This window comes from Vibrio thalassae (assembly GCF_900089835.1).
In the GTDB taxonomy this organism is placed as follows: domain Bacteria; phylum Pseudomonadota; class Gammaproteobacteria; order Enterobacterales; family Vibrionaceae; genus Vibrio; species Vibrio thalassae.
The window spans coordinates 66,573-82,058 of sequence record NZ_OANU01000004.1; the positions used below are offsets into that span (position 1 = coordinate 66,573).

Sequence of the window (15,486 nt, forward strand, 5' to 3'; positions counted from 1 at the left end):
CTAGTAAAGACTCGTGCCTAGATTTATTTATCCATCGCTTTTTTGATACAGTAGGAGGCTCCTCCCCAAGTAATGCCAATTCCTATTGCCATCATAATAAGTGCTCCGATAGTCATATTACGCCTCCTTTTTACTGGTAAGGTTGAGAACAATTCCGATCACGACGAGTAGACCCATCAATCCCCAACCTAAAATCATGATGTCTGAATGGGCGTAACCACCATAGCCCTCTGTTAAGAGTGCTTTAAATTTTGTTGCGACAATGACGATCAATATAAGTGGAGTAATAAATCGCAAGCAAACGTCAAACCAAGTACCGATAGTAAAATCGGAGATTTGGTTCACATACTCACGTACATCGGCAATTTTAAGCAACCATGCCATCAAGATGATCTCTACGAGACAACCGACAATGATCCCTACGTTATTCGCGAAGTGATCGACAAGATCCAGCAACAGTAAGCCGCCGTTAGTTGCAAAGGCCATTGAGATGATGAAACCTGTGCCACAGATAATGGTAGCGGCTTTGTTTCTACGCCATTTGAGCTTATCGATCACAGCAGAAGTTACGGCTTCCATAATAGAGATATGTGAGCTTAGACCTGCAATCACCAATGCGAAGAAGAAAAGGGGCCCTAAAATATATGGGGCGGGTAGCAAGTTTATCGCGGCAGGCAATGTTACAAAAGCCAATCCAACACCGGCACTCACAACCTCAGTTAACGGTTTACCTTGTTCTTGGGCCATGTAGCCTAGAACAGAGAAAATCATAATACCGGCTAAAATTGAAAAGCCAAAGTTAATGAGCACCGTCATGAAAGCATTATTGGTGATATCAGATTTTTCTGGTAGATAGATGGAGTAGACTAACATGATGGCAAAGCCGATACTCAAGGTGAAGAAAATCTGGCCGTATGCGGCAGCCCATACTTTAACATCCCATATTTTGCTAAAATCTGGTTCGAACATGTAGTTAACGCCGTCAAGCGCACCAGGTAGGAAAATCGTGCGACCAATTAAAAGTAGCACCATGATAAAGAGAATCGGCATCATAATTTTTGCCGCGCGCTCGATACCCGATTTTACCCCACCAGCAATGGCTGCGTAGGTCATCGCCCAGCCAATAACAGCGACATAATACACGGCAATCGTTGCGGCTACGCCCACTTGAAACCATCCTAACCATTCAAATTTCGGATTGATCCTAGCTAACGTTACTGGCGCAGACCCTCGATACTTCTGACCCATACTGAACTCTAAGATCATGAAAGGGATACCAGCGGTTATCATGGCAAACAGATAAGGAATAAAGAAAGCTCCTCCGCCATTTTCATAAGCCATGTAAGGGAAACGCCAAATATGCTTGCTGCAAAACCCAGATGTGAAGTTGCCCATTCTCCAGAAGTATATGAGGCCCCCAAACCCGCACCGATATAGGCGTAGCTAGTATTATTGAGTTGATATTCAGCACTACTTTGAAATTGTAAGTACTGAATTCGTGTATCCAGTTCGAGAACATCGAGTGACGAGTCCTGTTGCGAATAAAACATACCCATTCGCCCATTTTGAAAAGGGAATTCTATCGCCAACGCAAGGTTGGCCGATGGGGAGATGTCATAATCTTCGCCAGTCCCGTCTTTTACGACGCCTCCCATCGTGTAACCAAGGAAGGGTGTGACGATGACTGTAGCTTTAACGGCGAAACTAACCAGCATTGCAGCTAATGGGAGCAATACTAACGTCTTGGTCATGCTGAATTTCCTCGGAGTAAGAGCTATTGGCTACACTTTGGTCTTGAATGTACTAGTTTTACTTATAGTGTGACATTAACTCCATAAATTTGAAGTGGTTATCTGTATATTGTAATTATATGTCACAATAGTAATTGAAATGTTACAAATGGAGGTGTTATGGAATACGATCTAAAATTGGCGCTGACGATCACAACAGTTGCATTCAGCACAATTGTTGCGTTTGGACTGATCGCCATCTTGACTGCGTAAACTGTCTATGACGAACCTTGGGTTAATCACCAATACCCGAACCGTCTTAGATGAAGCTCAGTTACATAAATATATTGGCGGGAAAACGGCGTTAGTCGCACAAGGTGGAGGCCAGCGTGGTATCTTCACTTCTGGAGTGCTAGACGCCTTTCTATTGTCAAACTTTGATCCCTTTGATGAATTTTATGGCACCTCTGCTGGTGCTTTGAACATATGTGCCTACCTGTCTCGACAAGCCGGTCTCGGTAAGTCGTTTATCCTAGATCTCACAACAGCTCCTCAGTTTTTTAACCTGTTCAGTTTTATCCGTCGTAAGCAGTACCTTAATTTAGAGTGGGCGCTCGATAGAATCTGTGATTACCCTTATAAACTTGATATCGATATGGGCCGAAGAATGATTGGTCAACGTCGTGCGTATGCTGCAACAACGAATGTGACGACCTTGAAAGACCACTATTTCCCAATGTTGCAGGAAGATTGGTATCAAGTCTTGCTCGCAACGAGCGCGATACCAAATCTGTTTGAGGGGTCAGTGTGTCTGAATGAGACTAGTTTTATTGATGGAGGGGTATCAGCCTCAATACCTGTCCAAGAGGCTTGGCGACAGGAAAACCGAACCATTATTGTTATTCGTACAGAGGAATGTAGCAGTGAAGACCTTTCGGTATTAGAAGATCAACCTATTGTTTCTGAGCCTCCGACATGGTTTAGGGAATCGCTCAATGGTTTACAAATGCAATGGCAAGAGAAAATACTAAATTGGTCAAAAGACTGGACAGGTTTCTTCGATAAACAAATCGTTAAGGCACAAGAGAGTAAGCATGCTCAGCATCTTAATCTCATGAATGGTGGTCGATGGTTGTTTGGTGCGCCGGATATCTATCGTCTCAGCCACTTATTTGGAGAGAAGTTTGACTCTGGGTGGGCCGACATGTTGATGGTCCATTATCAAACTTATGCCTTAACGCAGGAGTTTCTAAAGAAACCACCTGATGATTGCTTCGTGTTGCAAATTGCACCAGAAATCGCCTTGAAAACCTCTTCTTTAATGAGTGAGCCTGATGATATTTTGCATGACTATCAATTGGGTCTCGATGCTGGGTTTCGTTTTGTTGAGCGTTATAACTTAGTCAATCGTACTCAAGTTAATGCTGTAAAAGCGCCTAAGTTATGGCAGCCCTCCCAAACAGGTTAGTTATTGTGCGTCGTGAAATAACCAGGGATATTTTTAACACTCCTGTAATCATGCGTCGGCTGTTTTTTGTACGTTAAATCTTATTGATGCCTTTGCCAACCATTGTCGGATGGTGATTTGAGCCCCAAAGATTCATCTATATGCGTGATATTTGTCACGGCAATCCATTAAACTGCTTCACAATTACTTCGCAAAGTAAAAAAATTAATAGGTTGTTGTTTTTTGGAGTGCAAAATGTACATGGCTCAACCCGGGCATATTGATCACATCAAGCAGATCAATGCTGGTCGTGTGTATAAACTGATAGACCAATTTGGGCCTATTTCGCGAATCGATTTATCGAAATTAAGTAATTTGGCTCCGGCCAGTATTACTAAAATCACTCGCGAACTCATCGATGCACACCTAATACACGAAACCATTGTCCAAGAGGCGATAAGTCGAGGTCGCCCTGCTGTTGGCCTGCAAACCAATAATCAGGGCTGGCAGTTCCTTTCTATGCGTCTGGGGCGAGGTTACCTGTCCATTGCGTTACACGAGTTGGGCGGTGATGTTCTTATTGATAGCAAAATCGAAATTCATGAAATCGATCAAGACGATGTGTTGGCGCGGCTTCTTTATGAAATTGATGACTTTTTTGAAAGCTATAATGAGCAACTAGACCGTGTGACAAGTATTGCGCTCACATTACCGGGTTTGGTGAATTCCGATCAGGGTATTGTTCTACAAATGCCTCATTACAATGTCAAAAACTTGAACATTGGAGAAGAGATTTTCAAAGCCACTGGTTTACCGGTATTCGTTGCCAACGATACTCGTGCATGGGCACTGGCTGAGAACCTATTCGGTCATTCTCAAGACTGCGATAACTCTGTGCTGATTTCCATTCACCACGGGTTAGGTGCTGGTATTATCTTAGACGGTCGCGTGCTGCAAGGTCGCCACGGTAACATCGGCGAACTTGGCCATATTCAGATTGATCGTAATGGCGTTGCTTGCCATTGTGGTAATCGAGGTTGCCTTGAGACGGTAGCTAGCTCTCAGGCGATAAGAGACGAAGTCACTAACAGATTAGCCAGAGGCGAAGTTTCATCCCTGTCTGAATGCGAAGATATTACCGTCGAAGCGATTTGTGAAGCAGCGGCGAATGGCGATGCGCTAGCGATTGCTGTGATTGAAAAGTTGGGTGAACATTTGGGGTCGGCAATTGCTATTGTAATTAACTTGTTTAACCCAGAGAAAGTGCTGATTGGTGGCGTTATCAACCAAGCAAAGTCGATTTTGTATCCAGCAATAGAACGCTGTATCAGTGAACAAAGTCTCCCTGTTTACACGCAAGATCTTCAGCTCGTCGAATCTCGTTTTTATAAACAAGCGACGATGCCAGGTGCTGCTTTGGTCAAACAAGCGCTTTATGACGGCTTACTCTTAATGAAAGTGATTGAAGGATAAGGCTTTTCACCATTTTTGTTGATGATCATATTTTTCTTAACAAAGTCGGTAAACTTCTTGTGCTTCCTGCCGATTACATGAGATAAGAGTTTTAGTTCGTGTTTTACCAAGGAAGCCTCATGTCGAGCGTTTTAAGTTCAGTAGATCAGCGTACCCAGTTAGTGGGAGAAAACAGATTAGAGCTGTTAATGTTTACTCTTAACAGTCGTCAAACTTTCGCTATCAATGTCTTCAAAGTAAAAGAAGTCCTAAAACTTCCCGCGTTGACTCAGCTTCCTGGTTCCCATTCTAGTATCCGCGGTGTCGCGTCGTTACGTGGCGAATCTGTTCCCGTTATTGATTTACGTCGTGCGATTGGCTTTCCGCCAGCGACAGATACTGGCGACCAAAACCTGATTATTACTGAATACAATCGTTCTGTTCAGGGTTTTTTGGTCGGTGAAGTGAAGAATATCGTGAACACCGCCTGGACCGAGATCCAACCGCCACCTCGCACTGTAGGTCGCGCGAATTATCTAACCGCGATCACTAAGGTTGAGGAGAATCAGCAAGTCAATTTGGTTGAGATTATTGACGTTGAAAAGGTATTAGCAGAGATCATCGACTATGATGTGTCTATTTCTGAACATACTCTTGATCGCAGCCTATTGCCTCATCTCGCGGGCAAAAAAATCCTTATCGTCGATGACTCTTCAACGGCTCGTAATCAAGTGAAAGGAACATTAGATCAGCTTGGTGTTGAGATCATTGAATGTTTCGATGGTGCGATGGCATTTAACTTACTCAAACAATGGTGTGATGAAGGTGTCGACGTTGGTAATGAACTGTTGATGATGATTACTGATGCGGAGATGCCTGAAATGGATGGTTATAAGCTGACGCATGAAGTGCGCAGCGATCCAAGGATGCGTAGTCTGTTCGTTACTTTAAATACGTCGCTCAGTGGTAGCTTTAATGAAGCAATGGTAGAGAAAGTCGGTTGTGATCGTTTTATCTCTAAGTTTCAGCCTGATTTATTGGTGGAAGTGGTACAAGACCGCATGCGAGAAGTATTGTGATTATTTTTTAATGCGAAATAAACTACGCTGTACGTTAAAAATAGGATATAATTTATGAACCTTATGGTTAAAAACCATAAGGTTCATAAATAAATTTTAACTACCAGCTAAAGGTTGTTCCATCAGAATGATTTGGTTAACTTCTAAAGTCTTGATGACGTTAAGTTTACTCATTTTCAGGGAATGGAAAAAAAGACGTACGGAAGCGGCAGTCGAAGCGGATCTATGATTCAATACGATTTAAAACGGGATCGATATCGCTCCCGTTTTTTCGTTTTGGGATTGTCATCAGTGGAACTCTCTTGACTGTATTTTAAGATCAGAAAGTTGATCCGTCATATCAATTAAACGTCCTGCTATCACGTGGGTGACTTGTCCTTCACGTTCTAAAATACCTTTCACCTTGAGAACTTTGGCAGTGAGATACTGTTTTTTTTGTGCTCTAGCAGTTGCTTGCCAAACGACAACGTTGATATTGCCGGTATCGTCTTCGAGAGTAAAGAAGGTCACACCTGCTGCCGTACCCGGGGACTGTTTCCCTGTTACTGTACCCACCACGGTGACCAATGACTTGTGCGCTTTCAGCGCAAGATCGCGCATCCGAGTAAAACGCCCTAACTTACCCGCTTGATCCAAAAGAGTAATCGGGTGTTGTTCGAGAGACACGTTCATTGAAGAAAAGTCTTCTAACATATCTTCGATTGGTGAAGGCTGGTGGGGGAGTGACGAGTCATCGCTCTTCTCCGATTGAAACAAGGGTAAATCTTGCAATCTATCCATCATCGCCCATCGTGTGGCATAACGATGCCCTGATATGGCTTTTAGTGCATTGGCTGAAGCGAGTATTTCCAACTCACGACGATTCAGGCCAAGCTGTTTAATTTGCGTAGCGGTCGTAAAACCTTCATGAGGTCTATGCTGTAGCAGACGCTGCATACTCGATTCACTGAGCCCATTCACTTGTCTAAAACCCAGTTGCAGTACTAAGCCTTGTGGTGTGCGTCTCAAATAGTGGTGGTACTGCGAATAATTGACGCACACCGGGGCAATCGAAATACGATGTCGTTTTGCGTCTTGGATCAGTTGTGATGAACTGTAAAAGCCCATAGGTAGACTATTAAGTAACGCGGTATAAAAAACCTCAGGGTAATAGTATTTAAGCCAAGCGCTACAATAAGCAAGCACAGCAAAAGAGGCCGAGTGACTTTCAGGAAAGCCATAGTCCCCAAATCCACATATTTGCTCAAACAGTCGCTCGGCAAATTCGGTCTCATAGCCTTTGGCCTGCATACCTTGAATTAATTTAGAGCGAAACTTAAATAAATCGCCATTTTTCTTCCAAGCTGCCATAGCTCTGCGCAGTTGATCCGCTTCACCGCCCGTGAATCCTGCGGCAACCATCGCAAGCTTGATGACCTGTTCTTGAAAAATAGGCACCCCTAGAGTGCGAGATAAGACAGATTCAACTTCTTTAGAAGGGTAGCAAATGGCTTCTTCTCTGTTTCTACGTTTCAAAAACGGATGAACCATATCGCCTTGTATCGGGCCGGGTCTGACAATGGCTATTTGAATCACCAAGTCGTAATACGTCGCTGGTTTTAAACGTGGCAACATACTCATTTGCGCTCGTGATTCGATTTGGAAGACGCCAATAGTGTCGGCGCGTTGAATCATGGCATACACATTAGGGTCATCTTGTCGGCGAGTGATGTCGGCAATGGTTAATGTTTGTCCGTAGTGCTTACTGATCAGTTGAAAACATTTACGGATAGCCGTTAGCATCCCCAAGGCAAGTACATCGACTTTGAGTAAGCCAAGACTTTCAAGATCATCTTTATCCCATTGAATCACAGTTCGCTCGGTCATGGCGGCATTTTCCACTGGAACCAACTCATAAAGTGGTCCGGATGAGATGACAAACCCACCCACATGTTGCGATAGATGGCGTGGGAACCCTGTAATTTCATTGACAAGTTCAATAAACTGCTGGCCTTTTAGGGAGTCAGGTTTTAGTCCTAGCTCAACGAGCTGCGCTTGCCAACCTTGTGAGCGATCACGGCGATTGATGTTCTTGATGAAATAATCGAGTTGAGTCTCGCTGATCCCTAAAGCTTTACCTACATCGCGCACAGCACTTTTAAAACGATAAGAAATCACCGTTGCCGCAAGGGCTGCACGTTCCCGACCATACTTTTGATAGATGTATTGTATGACCTCTTCACGGCGTTCATGCTCAAAGTCAACGTCGATATCAGGTGGCTCATTGCGTTCTTTACTAATGAAACGTTCAAACAACACTGAAATTTGTCTTGGGTCAACGGCAGTGATTTCTAAGCAGTAACAGACAATAGAATTCGCCGCTGAGCCTCGCCCTTGATAAAGAATACCTTGTTGTTTGGCGAACATGACGATGTCATGAATAGTGAGAAAGAAAAACGGATAATCGAGCTCCTCAATCAAAGCTAGCTCTTTATTAATGGTTTGCTCCACGTGTGAAGGTAGCCCTTCAGGAAATCGTAGAGTTTTGCCGCGCTCGACTAACTCTCTGAGATACCCCATCGGTGTTTTTCCGTTAGGGATAAGCTCACTAGGATATTCGTAACGAAGTTTGCTGAGCTTAAACTCACACAAGCTGGCAATATATATACTCTCGTTTAACCACTCAGAACGATACAGTTTCTCCAGTTTAGTTTTGGGTCTTAAGCTGCGCTCGGTATTAACCAGTAAGTGGCCGCATACTTGTTCGATAGAGGTATTGAGTTTTATCGCGGTTAACGTGTGTTGTAGCGGAAGCCGAGTTGCAGTGTGCATCAGAACGCCACCACAAGCGGTAATGGGGAGCTGAAAATCAACAGACAGTGCCTCGCAGTGTTGGATATAACGATGTTCATTGGCGGTTAGGTGGCGTTGCAAGCCGATCCAAAGACGCTGGTGGTGATACTGTACCAACCAGCGTCCCCATTTCACGTCATGCTCCTCGCCAGTCGGTAGCCATAAAATGAAACAGTGGCGTAATGACATGATGTCCCATTCTGATAGTTGGTAATTCCCTTTCTCACAACGTCGTCTCGCATTCGTGATAACGCGACAAAGCTCGGCGTAGGCTTCTCGTGTGGGGCTAAGTAAAATGAACTGACACTCATCATTGAGCCAAAACATGCTACCAACAATTTGTTTTAGCGATAAGCCATGTTGTTTAATGGCGGCATGAGCACGCACTACACCTGCGACAGAACATTCATCCGTAATAGCAATAGCAGAATACTGTAAGAACTCTGCTTGCAATACTATCTCTTCGGCATGAGAAGCTCCGGTTAAAAACGAAAAGTTGCTCTGGCAAAATAATTCGGCGTATTTCATATCTGTTTTACTTGTCCGGACTAACTAAATAACCCATGAATAAACCACTGTTTATCTTCGGTACGAAACAACCAAAGCCATTGTCCTTGTTCGTTACGAGCAACGTAGTAATCACGCTTAATGTCATGACCGTCCCACCAACCGCTGATGATTCTTTCTGGCCCCAAAATGACAGAGACACGTTGCTCTAATAAAACTGGGTTAGGGTAGAGTAAACTAGGGCGGAGCTTTTTGAGTAAGTGGGCATTTACCTCAGTTTTATCATTGGCGGTTGGCATCATAGGTTGAGTGGCAAATTCGGGTCTTGGGTCATCGGTGAGTTTGAGTGACGTAACGGCTTGTAAGCCTAGCTTAGCTTGCAAAGTGGATATGAGTTCAAGACTGGTTTGATTTCCTTTTACACCATCAAAGAGATCGTGTTCATTCACCTGAGTTTCTTCAGCCCGAACGATAGAAAGCGTTAAACCACTGACTGCGCCATCAAGTTGAACATTCTCTAAAGTAAGCTTGGAAAGCGCTTGCCACTTTGTGGCAAGATAATCGCCTTGAGCGGAATGAAAATTCACCGCTCTATCGCCATAATCTCGTTGATGTAACGTCAGTTGTAATTCAAACGCAACCTTGTCACGCAGCTTCAAAAATACCTCTAGTTGTTTGAATAAGCGGGTCAACGGTTTTTGCAGCCAGTCGATATTTTCAATATCAAACAGCAACTCAAGATATTGGCTAAAGTGTTCAGCGGGGTGATAAAACTCAACAGGATGCTTGAATTGGCCTGTTAATCTTCCTACATAGTTGACGAGGTCAATATCAAAACGTTTTGCGACTTCAGGTAAAGGCAGTACCAGTAAGTCGTCGATGGTTTGAATACCGACTCGCTGTAATTTTTCCACTTGTTTATGCGGTAACTCGGTACATGTTAAGGAGTAACCCAAGATGGCATGTTTCAGACGGGGAAGCTGTGGCTCAATCCAGTTTTTACCTTGTTTCGCCATTAGCATCGCACTGTAAGGTGATTGACCGGTAGAGTAATAGGTTTCTACTTCAAGATGGTTAAGGTGTGCGTATAGGGTTGACCAATAATTATCGATGCCGTCGTATAGTGAGAGCATATTGGTCACTTTGATGAGTAAGCCGTTGGGTGGAAATAGGCAGATATCTGACGTGATCATATACAACCACTGAGCGATATCACTTAGCCGGTTGGTTTCCATTTCAGGATCGTATGGATGCACTTGAAGATCTTGGCAAAGCGCGGCTGCGCTGCCAAGTCCCATCCCTAATTTAACGCCTTGTTCAAGGGCATATTGGTTGGCTTGAACAACCTCATGGCGACGACCATCGACGATAGTCACGGCGACTTCGGTAGCATGGTCATTGTCTTGACTATGAAAAAGAGTATCGAGTTGCAAGGTCGGGAAATGTAAATATAGCCACAGTAACATTGTTGCCCCATTTATCCTTGTTGCTGCATTGGAAAAGGAACCACGGTAGAAGTGCGAGGTTTCACAGAAAGCGTTAGCTCTGGCCAATACGTGCTCATATCAATAACAAAACTATCGCGAACAAAGCCGCCTTTACGCTTGGTGATAGAAACAGAAAGCCCTGATTCATGAGGGCTTAAATTCAAACTTAAGGAGACGGGTAGTGAGAAAACTTGTGATGTCGTACCGGACAAAGCAGGCTTAAATAAGAACTGTAAACAGTGTCCCACTTCACTGGCGACCTGTAAGCGCTTGGCTTGATGGATTTCAAGTCCTTCTTGCCATAAACAGACACCACAACATGCACCACTTTTTAAACACTGCTCGGCTGCCCAGAGTGCGTGCTTCCCAGATTCAGGATAAATCAGCAAGATCTTTGAAGGATCAATGCCTTGAGCGTATAGGTACTCTGCACACAGATAACCCGGTGGATTGATGAAAACGAAAAGTCGCTCGGTTACTTGTGTTTGAACATAGGGCATTAGCAGCCTAAGTTCGCCAATACCAATCGGTGATTGAATGTCAATCACCCCTGAGGTTGGAAAACCACCACCTAAACGGTGATCTAATTCGGTAAACCCTGTTAAATGGTACTCACTGAAAGATTCGGTTTTTGCACCTTTCCAAATCAAGTGTTTACTTTGTAATTCGCTAATCAATTCATTCATAATAAATACCTGTATATAAATACAGTATATAATAATTATTAATGGCTGCAAGCTCTGTATTATCGGGAGGTGTGCGAGTATTAGGAGACCGTGAAGATAAACAGAGTGTTAGTCGAATTTAGCGGTAACAAAAAACCCAAAAAAAGCAGTGTTCAGAGTACAACAAATATTTTAATCTCAAAGGAAGATAGCACCATCGTCGGTTTGGATAGGAGAAATGGGTGTGTTTAAACAAAACGAAAAATACTCGCTGATAGTACAAGGAGGCGGACAAAAAGGAGCATTTGCTGCAGGCGTTCTTGATAGATTTATCGATGTAAATTTTGACCCATTCTCACTCTATATTGGGACATCAGCAGGGGCATTAAATGTCTCTTCTTTTGTGACCAAGCAACGTGGGTTAGGTCTTGATTTTATTATGAACTACACCACGAGAGACCGATTCTTTGACTTCAATAAATTCCTCCAAAAACAGCAACCAATGGACTTGGATTGGGCGTTTGAGTTTGTAAACAGTGGCGAGTTTCCTTTAGATCTTGCCAAGGGAGAGCAATATCTTGGTGAAGATCGGGTGGCACTGGCTTGTATTACTGATGTCGAGGAATTAAAGGACTATTATTACCCTATTTTTTCAGAGAATTGGTTTGATGTACTAAGAGCCACTTGCGCGATTCCAATGCTCTATTACCATGACATCGAATTTGATGGTAAGAAGTGGGTAGATGGCGGGGTTTCTGCCACGATTCCGGTCGAAGAGTCGTATCGTCGTGGTGTCAACAACATGGTTGTGATCAGCACGATTCCACAACCGACGGAGCAGCGTGCAGTGACTGCCTCAGTAAAAGACTCGCTAGACAAATGGAAGAAAGAGCTAGAAGCAGGATTGGAGACCCATATTAGTCACTTAAAGATATCAGGGACGAAAGAAAAGCTGTCAGAGTTTCAAAAACATTTTTCTGAGAAGCTAGAGGACATTAAAGCAGACTACCAGCGTTTGACAGGCCCACGCTTGGAAGCGTATCGAGAGCAATACCGACTAAAAGCGGGTGATAAACTTAAGCTCTCTCATTGGATTCAAGATAAGGAAAAATTAAGCCGGCTGATTGATATTCAATACAAACGTGTGCCTTTTAGTCGTAGTGGTACCAGCCATTTGGATATGTTGGTGTCTCATTATGCAAATCATGCTGAAGTGGAGCAGTTTCTGCTATCACCACCTGAAGATGTGAACCTGTGGCATATTCAACCGAAACATGAATTGTCGTCAAAAGGGTTACTGAGCCAAAAAGATCAAATCATGGAAGATTATGAGCACGGCTTTGCAATGGCGGGCGAGTTTTTAGCTGAGCATCACAACATCCATCGCTAATGTCGATAAAGACCCGTCATTCTTAGGCACGCTAAGAATGACGGTATCACTGAAAAGGATCAGCTCACGCTGCGTTTAGGCTGAGCATCAATGCACTGACCGTTCACGTCAGTGACACTAGGGTCCATCAGGTGTAAATACAAAGGCATAATATCCTTTGGTGTTTTTAGTGTATTGGCATCTTCACCCGGATAGGCTTTTTCACGCATACGTGTCCGTGTTGCACCAGGGTTGATGGCGTTGACTCGGATCTCGGTATCACTAAGCTCATCGGCCAAAATTTGCATCATGCCCTCAGTTGCAAACTTAGAAATCGCGTAAGTGCCCCAGAAAGCACGGCCTGTATGACCCACTGAAGAAGACGTAAAGATTATTCGTCCTGCCTCGGATTTTTTCACTACAGGTAGGAGGGCTTGCGTCATCAGAAACTCAGACTTAACGTTAATTTTCATTACGTCATCGAAAGTCTCTTCATCAATCTGATCGAATGGACTTAATGTACCTAATACGCTGGCGTTATGAAGAATGCCATCAAGTTTTCCAAACTGTCCTTCAATTGTTTCTGCCATGTCGACGTAATTTTGCTTAGTCGCACCTTTAAGATCCAGCGGTATGATTGCGGGTTGTGGGTAACCTGCTTTCTCGATTTCGTCGTAAAGGAACTCCAAATTTTTAACATTACGACCCAATAAGATGACCGTTGCACCATGTTCGGCATAACTCAAAGCAGCTTGGCGACCAATGCCGGCACCAGCGCCTGTGACTAGAATGACTTTACCTTTTAGCGCCTCAGGAGCGGTTGAATATTCCACTGAACACTTCCTTAGTTTTGAATAATTCTTGGTAATCGTGACAAGATGGTTACAATACACTAATTCGTCGTACAGGGGATTAAGACATTGGAATTTTTATTAGACTACGGATTATTTTTAGCCAAGATCGTGACAGTTGTCGTGGCGATAGTTGCGTTGTTGGTTATTGTTAAGTCAGTTGGTGGACGCTCTGGCGGAGCAAAAGGCGAACTCGAAATCACTAACCTGACTGAGCAACGTAAGCAAATGGTTGCGCAATTAGAGCACCACTTACACGATGAAGCCTTCATCAAAGCTCGCGATAAAGCAGAAAAGAAAGCGGAAAAAGAAAAAACTAAACTGTGTGAGAAAGCGATAAAAAAAGCATCAAAAGATGGCGAGCTCGATAGTAAACGCGAACCGCATCTATTTGTTCTCGACTTCAATGGCAGCATTGATGCAAAAGAAGTGGCATCGCTACGTGAAGAAGTTAGCGCGATTTTAGCTGTGGCGCGTGAAGGTGATGAAGTATTGGTGCGTTTGGAGTCTGGTGGAGGCATGGTTCATGCCTATGGCTTGGCGTCTTCGCAACTTGACCGTATTAAAGCGGCTAAACTGCCACTGACTATTGCTGTCGATAAAGTGGCCGCAAGTGGCGGCTATATGATGGCGTGTATTGCCGATAAGATTGTCTCGGCTCCATTTGCTATTGTTGGCTCTATTGGCGTGATTGCTCAATTGCCAAATTTCCACAAGCTATTGAAGAAAAACGATATCGAATTTGAACAGCTGACTGCGGGCGAATATAAGCGTACCTTGACAATGTTTGGTGAAAACACGGACAAAGCACGTGATAAGTTCAAACAAGAGCTGGAAGAAACTCATGGCCTATTTAAAGACTTTATTCGTGAGCATCGTCCTGACCTCGATTTAGACAAAGTGGCGACGGGTGAACATTGGTTTGGCACTCAAGCGAAAGAGCTAGGGCTGGTGGATGAAATTAAAGCATCGGATGATATTGTTATTGAAGCGTGCAAGGATAAAACCGTACTCGCTATCCACTATGTTCAAAAGAAAAAGATCACCGATAAGCTTGCGGGCGTTGCTGGTGAAGCTGCCGATAGCGTATTACTAAAGCTGATTAGCCGTGGTCAAAAACCCATTGTATAAACACATACTATGAAGACGGCGCCAACAAGTGTATTTGTTGGCGATTTTTTGTGTTTGAGGGGAAAGAAAATGGCATCTTGAGGCTATTGGGTATATAATTCTGCGCCGTAAAATTAAGAACAAAAATAAGTTGGACCTTCAAAGTCGAGCTTATGAAAAGACAACGTGGAGTAAAACATGTCCTCAAATACACCAGTTATTACTGTGGATGGACCAAGTGGTGCTGGCAAAGGCACACTGTGTATGTTGCTAGCTGAAAAATTAGGCTATCACTTACTGGATTCTGGGGCGATTTACCGCGTTTTAGCGTTAGCTGCAATTCACCACGGCGTCGATCTTGAGTCTGAAGATGCGCTAGTCCCATTAGCGATGCATCTAGACGTGCAATTTATCGCAGAAGGGGATCTGGTAAAAGTCATCCTTGAAGGTGAAGATGTATCCGGTGAACTTCGTAAAGAAGAAACAGGTAATGCAGCATCAAAAATTGCAGCTCTACCTCGCGTAAGAGAGGCATTACTGCGTCGTCAAAGAGCATTTAATGTTGAACCAGGCTTGGTGGCGGATGGCCGTGATATGGGAACGGTCGTTTTCACAGAAGCACCTGTAAAAATCTTTCTAGACGCCAGTGCAGAAGAAAGAGCGCAAAGGCGTTTTAAGCAGTTGCAACTAAAGGGTTTAAATGTTAGATTTGACGACCTTTTGAGCGAGATCGAAGAACGAGACTACCGAGATCGTAACCGAGCGGTTGCGCCTCTTCGTCCTGCTGATGACGCTCTAGTGTTAGATTCAACCTCGCTAAACATCGAGCAAGTGTTGGAAAAAGCGCTACAATATATCGAATCTAAACTCACTAAGTAGCCTACAATAGGCACCGCTTTTAGTAGAAATAGCTTGGTGGGCTTTGAACCGTTGGTCGCAAGGACGATGACCGACGAA

General features: G+C 43.9%; 13 protein-coding genes and 1 pseudogene. 7 read left to right on the forward strand and 7 right to left on the reverse strand.

The features are described 5' to 3' along the window. Nucleotides 1-23: 23 nt before the first annotated feature. The 3 genes and pseudogenes from VTH8203_RS24410 to VTH8203_RS03340 form a co-directional block, all read right to left on the reverse strand. Entirely contained in the window at nucleotides 24-116 is a 93-nt protein-coding gene (locus VTH8203_RS24410) for a MetS family NSS transporter small subunit (protein ID WP_096992377.1), read from the reverse strand. Between the two features lies 1 nt (nucleotide 117). After that, a pseudogene (locus VTH8203_RS03335) lies at nucleotides 118-1,362 on the reverse strand (sodium-dependent transporter); the annotation flags it as partial. Next, nucleotides 1,287-1,751, reverse strand: a complete 465-nt coding sequence (locus VTH8203_RS03340) for a hypothetical protein (protein ID WP_208617713.1) — start codon at nucleotides 1,749-1,751, stop codon at nucleotides 1,287-1,289. The gene VTH8203_RS03340 and the pseudogene VTH8203_RS03335, both read right to left, overlap by 76 nt. A gap of 159 nt (nucleotides 1,752-1,910) precedes the next feature. Here VTH8203_RS03340 and cydH point away from each other — a divergent pair, with 159 nt between their 5' ends. From cydH to VTH8203_RS03360, 4 genes are all read left to right on the forward strand, one after another. Next, nucleotides 1,911-2,003, forward strand: a complete 93-nt coding sequence (gene cydH / locus VTH8203_RS03345) for a cytochrome bd-I oxidase subunit CydH (RefSeq protein ID WP_096441502.1) — start codon at nucleotides 1,911-1,913, stop codon at nucleotides 2,001-2,003. Nucleotides 2,004-2,010: 7 nt separating this feature from the next. Next, nucleotides 2,011-3,198: a patatin-like phospholipase family protein gene (locus VTH8203_RS03350; RefSeq protein ID WP_096992378.1), complete on the forward strand. Its 1,188-nt coding sequence runs from the start codon at nucleotides 2,011-2,013 to the stop codon at nucleotides 3,196-3,198. A 234-nt stretch (nucleotides 3,199-3,432) separates the two neighbouring features. Beyond that, nucleotides 3,433-4,650 carry a sugar metabolism global transcriptional regulator Mlc gene (gene mlc / locus VTH8203_RS03355; protein ID WP_096992379.1) on the forward strand — a complete coding sequence of 406 codons (1,218 nt, stop codon included), beginning with the start codon at nucleotides 3,433-3,435 and terminating at the stop codon, nucleotides 4,648-4,650. 119 nt (nucleotides 4,651-4,769) lie between these two features. Further along, nucleotides 4,770-5,708 carry a chemotaxis protein CheV gene (locus VTH8203_RS03360; protein ID WP_096992380.1) on the forward strand — a complete coding sequence of 313 codons (939 nt, stop codon included), beginning with the start codon at nucleotides 4,770-4,772 and terminating at the stop codon, nucleotides 5,706-5,708. Between the two features lie 288 nt (nucleotides 5,709-5,996). Here VTH8203_RS03360 and VTH8203_RS03365 read toward each other — a convergent pair whose 3' ends face one another. From VTH8203_RS03365 to imuA, 3 genes are read right to left on the reverse strand one after another with little or no spacing between them, the layout of a single operon-like run. Beyond that, nucleotides 5,997-9,068, reverse strand: coding sequence for an error-prone DNA polymerase (locus VTH8203_RS03365; RefSeq protein WP_096992381.1), 3,072 nt, complete (start codon nucleotides 9,066-9,068; stop codon nucleotides 5,997-5,999). 20 nt (nucleotides 9,069-9,088) lie between these two features. Continuing rightward, nucleotides 9,089-10,513 (reverse strand): Y-family DNA polymerase, encoded by a 1,425-nt coding sequence (locus VTH8203_RS03370; protein WP_096992382.1) that lies wholly within the window; start codon nucleotides 10,511-10,513, stop codon nucleotides 9,089-9,091. Between the two features lie 11 nt (nucleotides 10,514-10,524). Next, nucleotides 10,525-11,220, reverse strand: a complete 696-nt coding sequence (gene imuA, locus VTH8203_RS03375) for a translesion DNA synthesis-associated protein ImuA (RefSeq protein ID WP_096992383.1) — start codon at nucleotides 11,218-11,220, stop codon at nucleotides 10,525-10,527. A 217-nt stretch (nucleotides 11,221-11,437) separates the two neighbouring features. Between imuA and VTH8203_RS03380 the strand changes: the two genes are divergently transcribed. Beyond that, entirely contained in the window at nucleotides 11,438-12,589 is a 1,152-nt protein-coding gene (locus tag VTH8203_RS03380; protein ID WP_096992384.1) for a patatin-like phospholipase family protein, read from the forward strand. A gap of 59 nt (nucleotides 12,590-12,648) precedes the next feature. On the opposite strand, the gene VTH8203_RS03385 is transcribed toward VTH8203_RS03380, so the two are convergent. Next, nucleotides 12,649-13,401 (reverse strand): YciK family oxidoreductase, encoded by a 753-nt coding sequence (locus tag VTH8203_RS03385; protein WP_096992385.1) that lies wholly within the window; start codon nucleotides 13,399-13,401, stop codon nucleotides 12,649-12,651. 87 nt (nucleotides 13,402-13,488) lie between these two features. Between VTH8203_RS03385 and sohB the strand changes: the two genes are divergently transcribed. Next, nucleotides 13,489-14,550 carry a protease SohB gene (sohB, locus tag VTH8203_RS03390; protein ID WP_096992386.1) on the forward strand — a complete coding sequence of 354 codons (1,062 nt, stop codon included), beginning with the start codon at nucleotides 13,489-13,491 and terminating at the stop codon, nucleotides 14,548-14,550. A gap of 177 nt (nucleotides 14,551-14,727) precedes the next feature. Next, nucleotides 14,728-15,408 carry a (d)CMP kinase gene (gene cmk / locus VTH8203_RS03395; protein WP_096992387.1) on the forward strand — a complete coding sequence of 227 codons (681 nt, stop codon included), beginning with the start codon at nucleotides 14,728-14,730 and terminating at the stop codon, nucleotides 15,406-15,408. Nucleotides 15,409-15,486: the final 78 nt, after the last annotated feature.

Coding starts and splice junctions, on each gene's coding strand:
- VTH8203_RS24410 (WP_096992377.1), bottom strand. CDS start 116: ATGACTATCGGAGCACTTATTATGATGGCAATAGGAATTGGCATTACT.
- VTH8203_RS03340 (WP_208617713.1), bottom strand. CDS start 1,751: ATGACCAAGACGTTAGTATTGCTCCCATTAGCTGCAATGCTGGTTAGT.
- cydH (WP_096441502.1), top strand. CDS start 1,911: ATGGAATACGATCTAAAATTGGCGCTGACGATCACAACAGTTGCATTC.
- VTH8203_RS03350 (WP_096992378.1), top strand. CDS start 2,011: ATGACGAACCTTGGGTTAATCACCAATACCCGAACCGTCTTAGATGAA.
- mlc (WP_096992379.1), top strand. CDS start 3,433: ATGTACATGGCTCAACCCGGGCATATTGATCACATCAAGCAGATCAAT.
- VTH8203_RS03360 (WP_096992380.1), top strand. CDS start 4,770: ATGTCGAGCGTTTTAAGTTCAGTAGATCAGCGTACCCAGTTAGTGGGA.
- VTH8203_RS03365 (WP_096992381.1), bottom strand. CDS start 9,068: ATGAAATACGCCGAATTATTTTGCCAGAGCAACTTTTCGTTTTTAACC.
- VTH8203_RS03370 (WP_096992382.1), bottom strand. CDS start 10,513: ATGTTACTGTGGCTATATTTACATTTCCCGACCTTGCAACTCGATACT.
- imuA (WP_096992383.1), bottom strand. CDS start 11,220: ATGAATGAATTGATTAGCGAATTACAAAGTAAACACTTGATTTGGAAA.
- VTH8203_RS03380 (WP_096992384.1), top strand. CDS start 11,438: ATGGGTGTGTTTAAACAAAACGAAAAATACTCGCTGATAGTACAAGGA.
- cmk (WP_096992387.1), top strand. CDS start 14,728: ATGTCCTCAAATACACCAGTTATTACTGTGGATGGACCAAGTGGTGCT.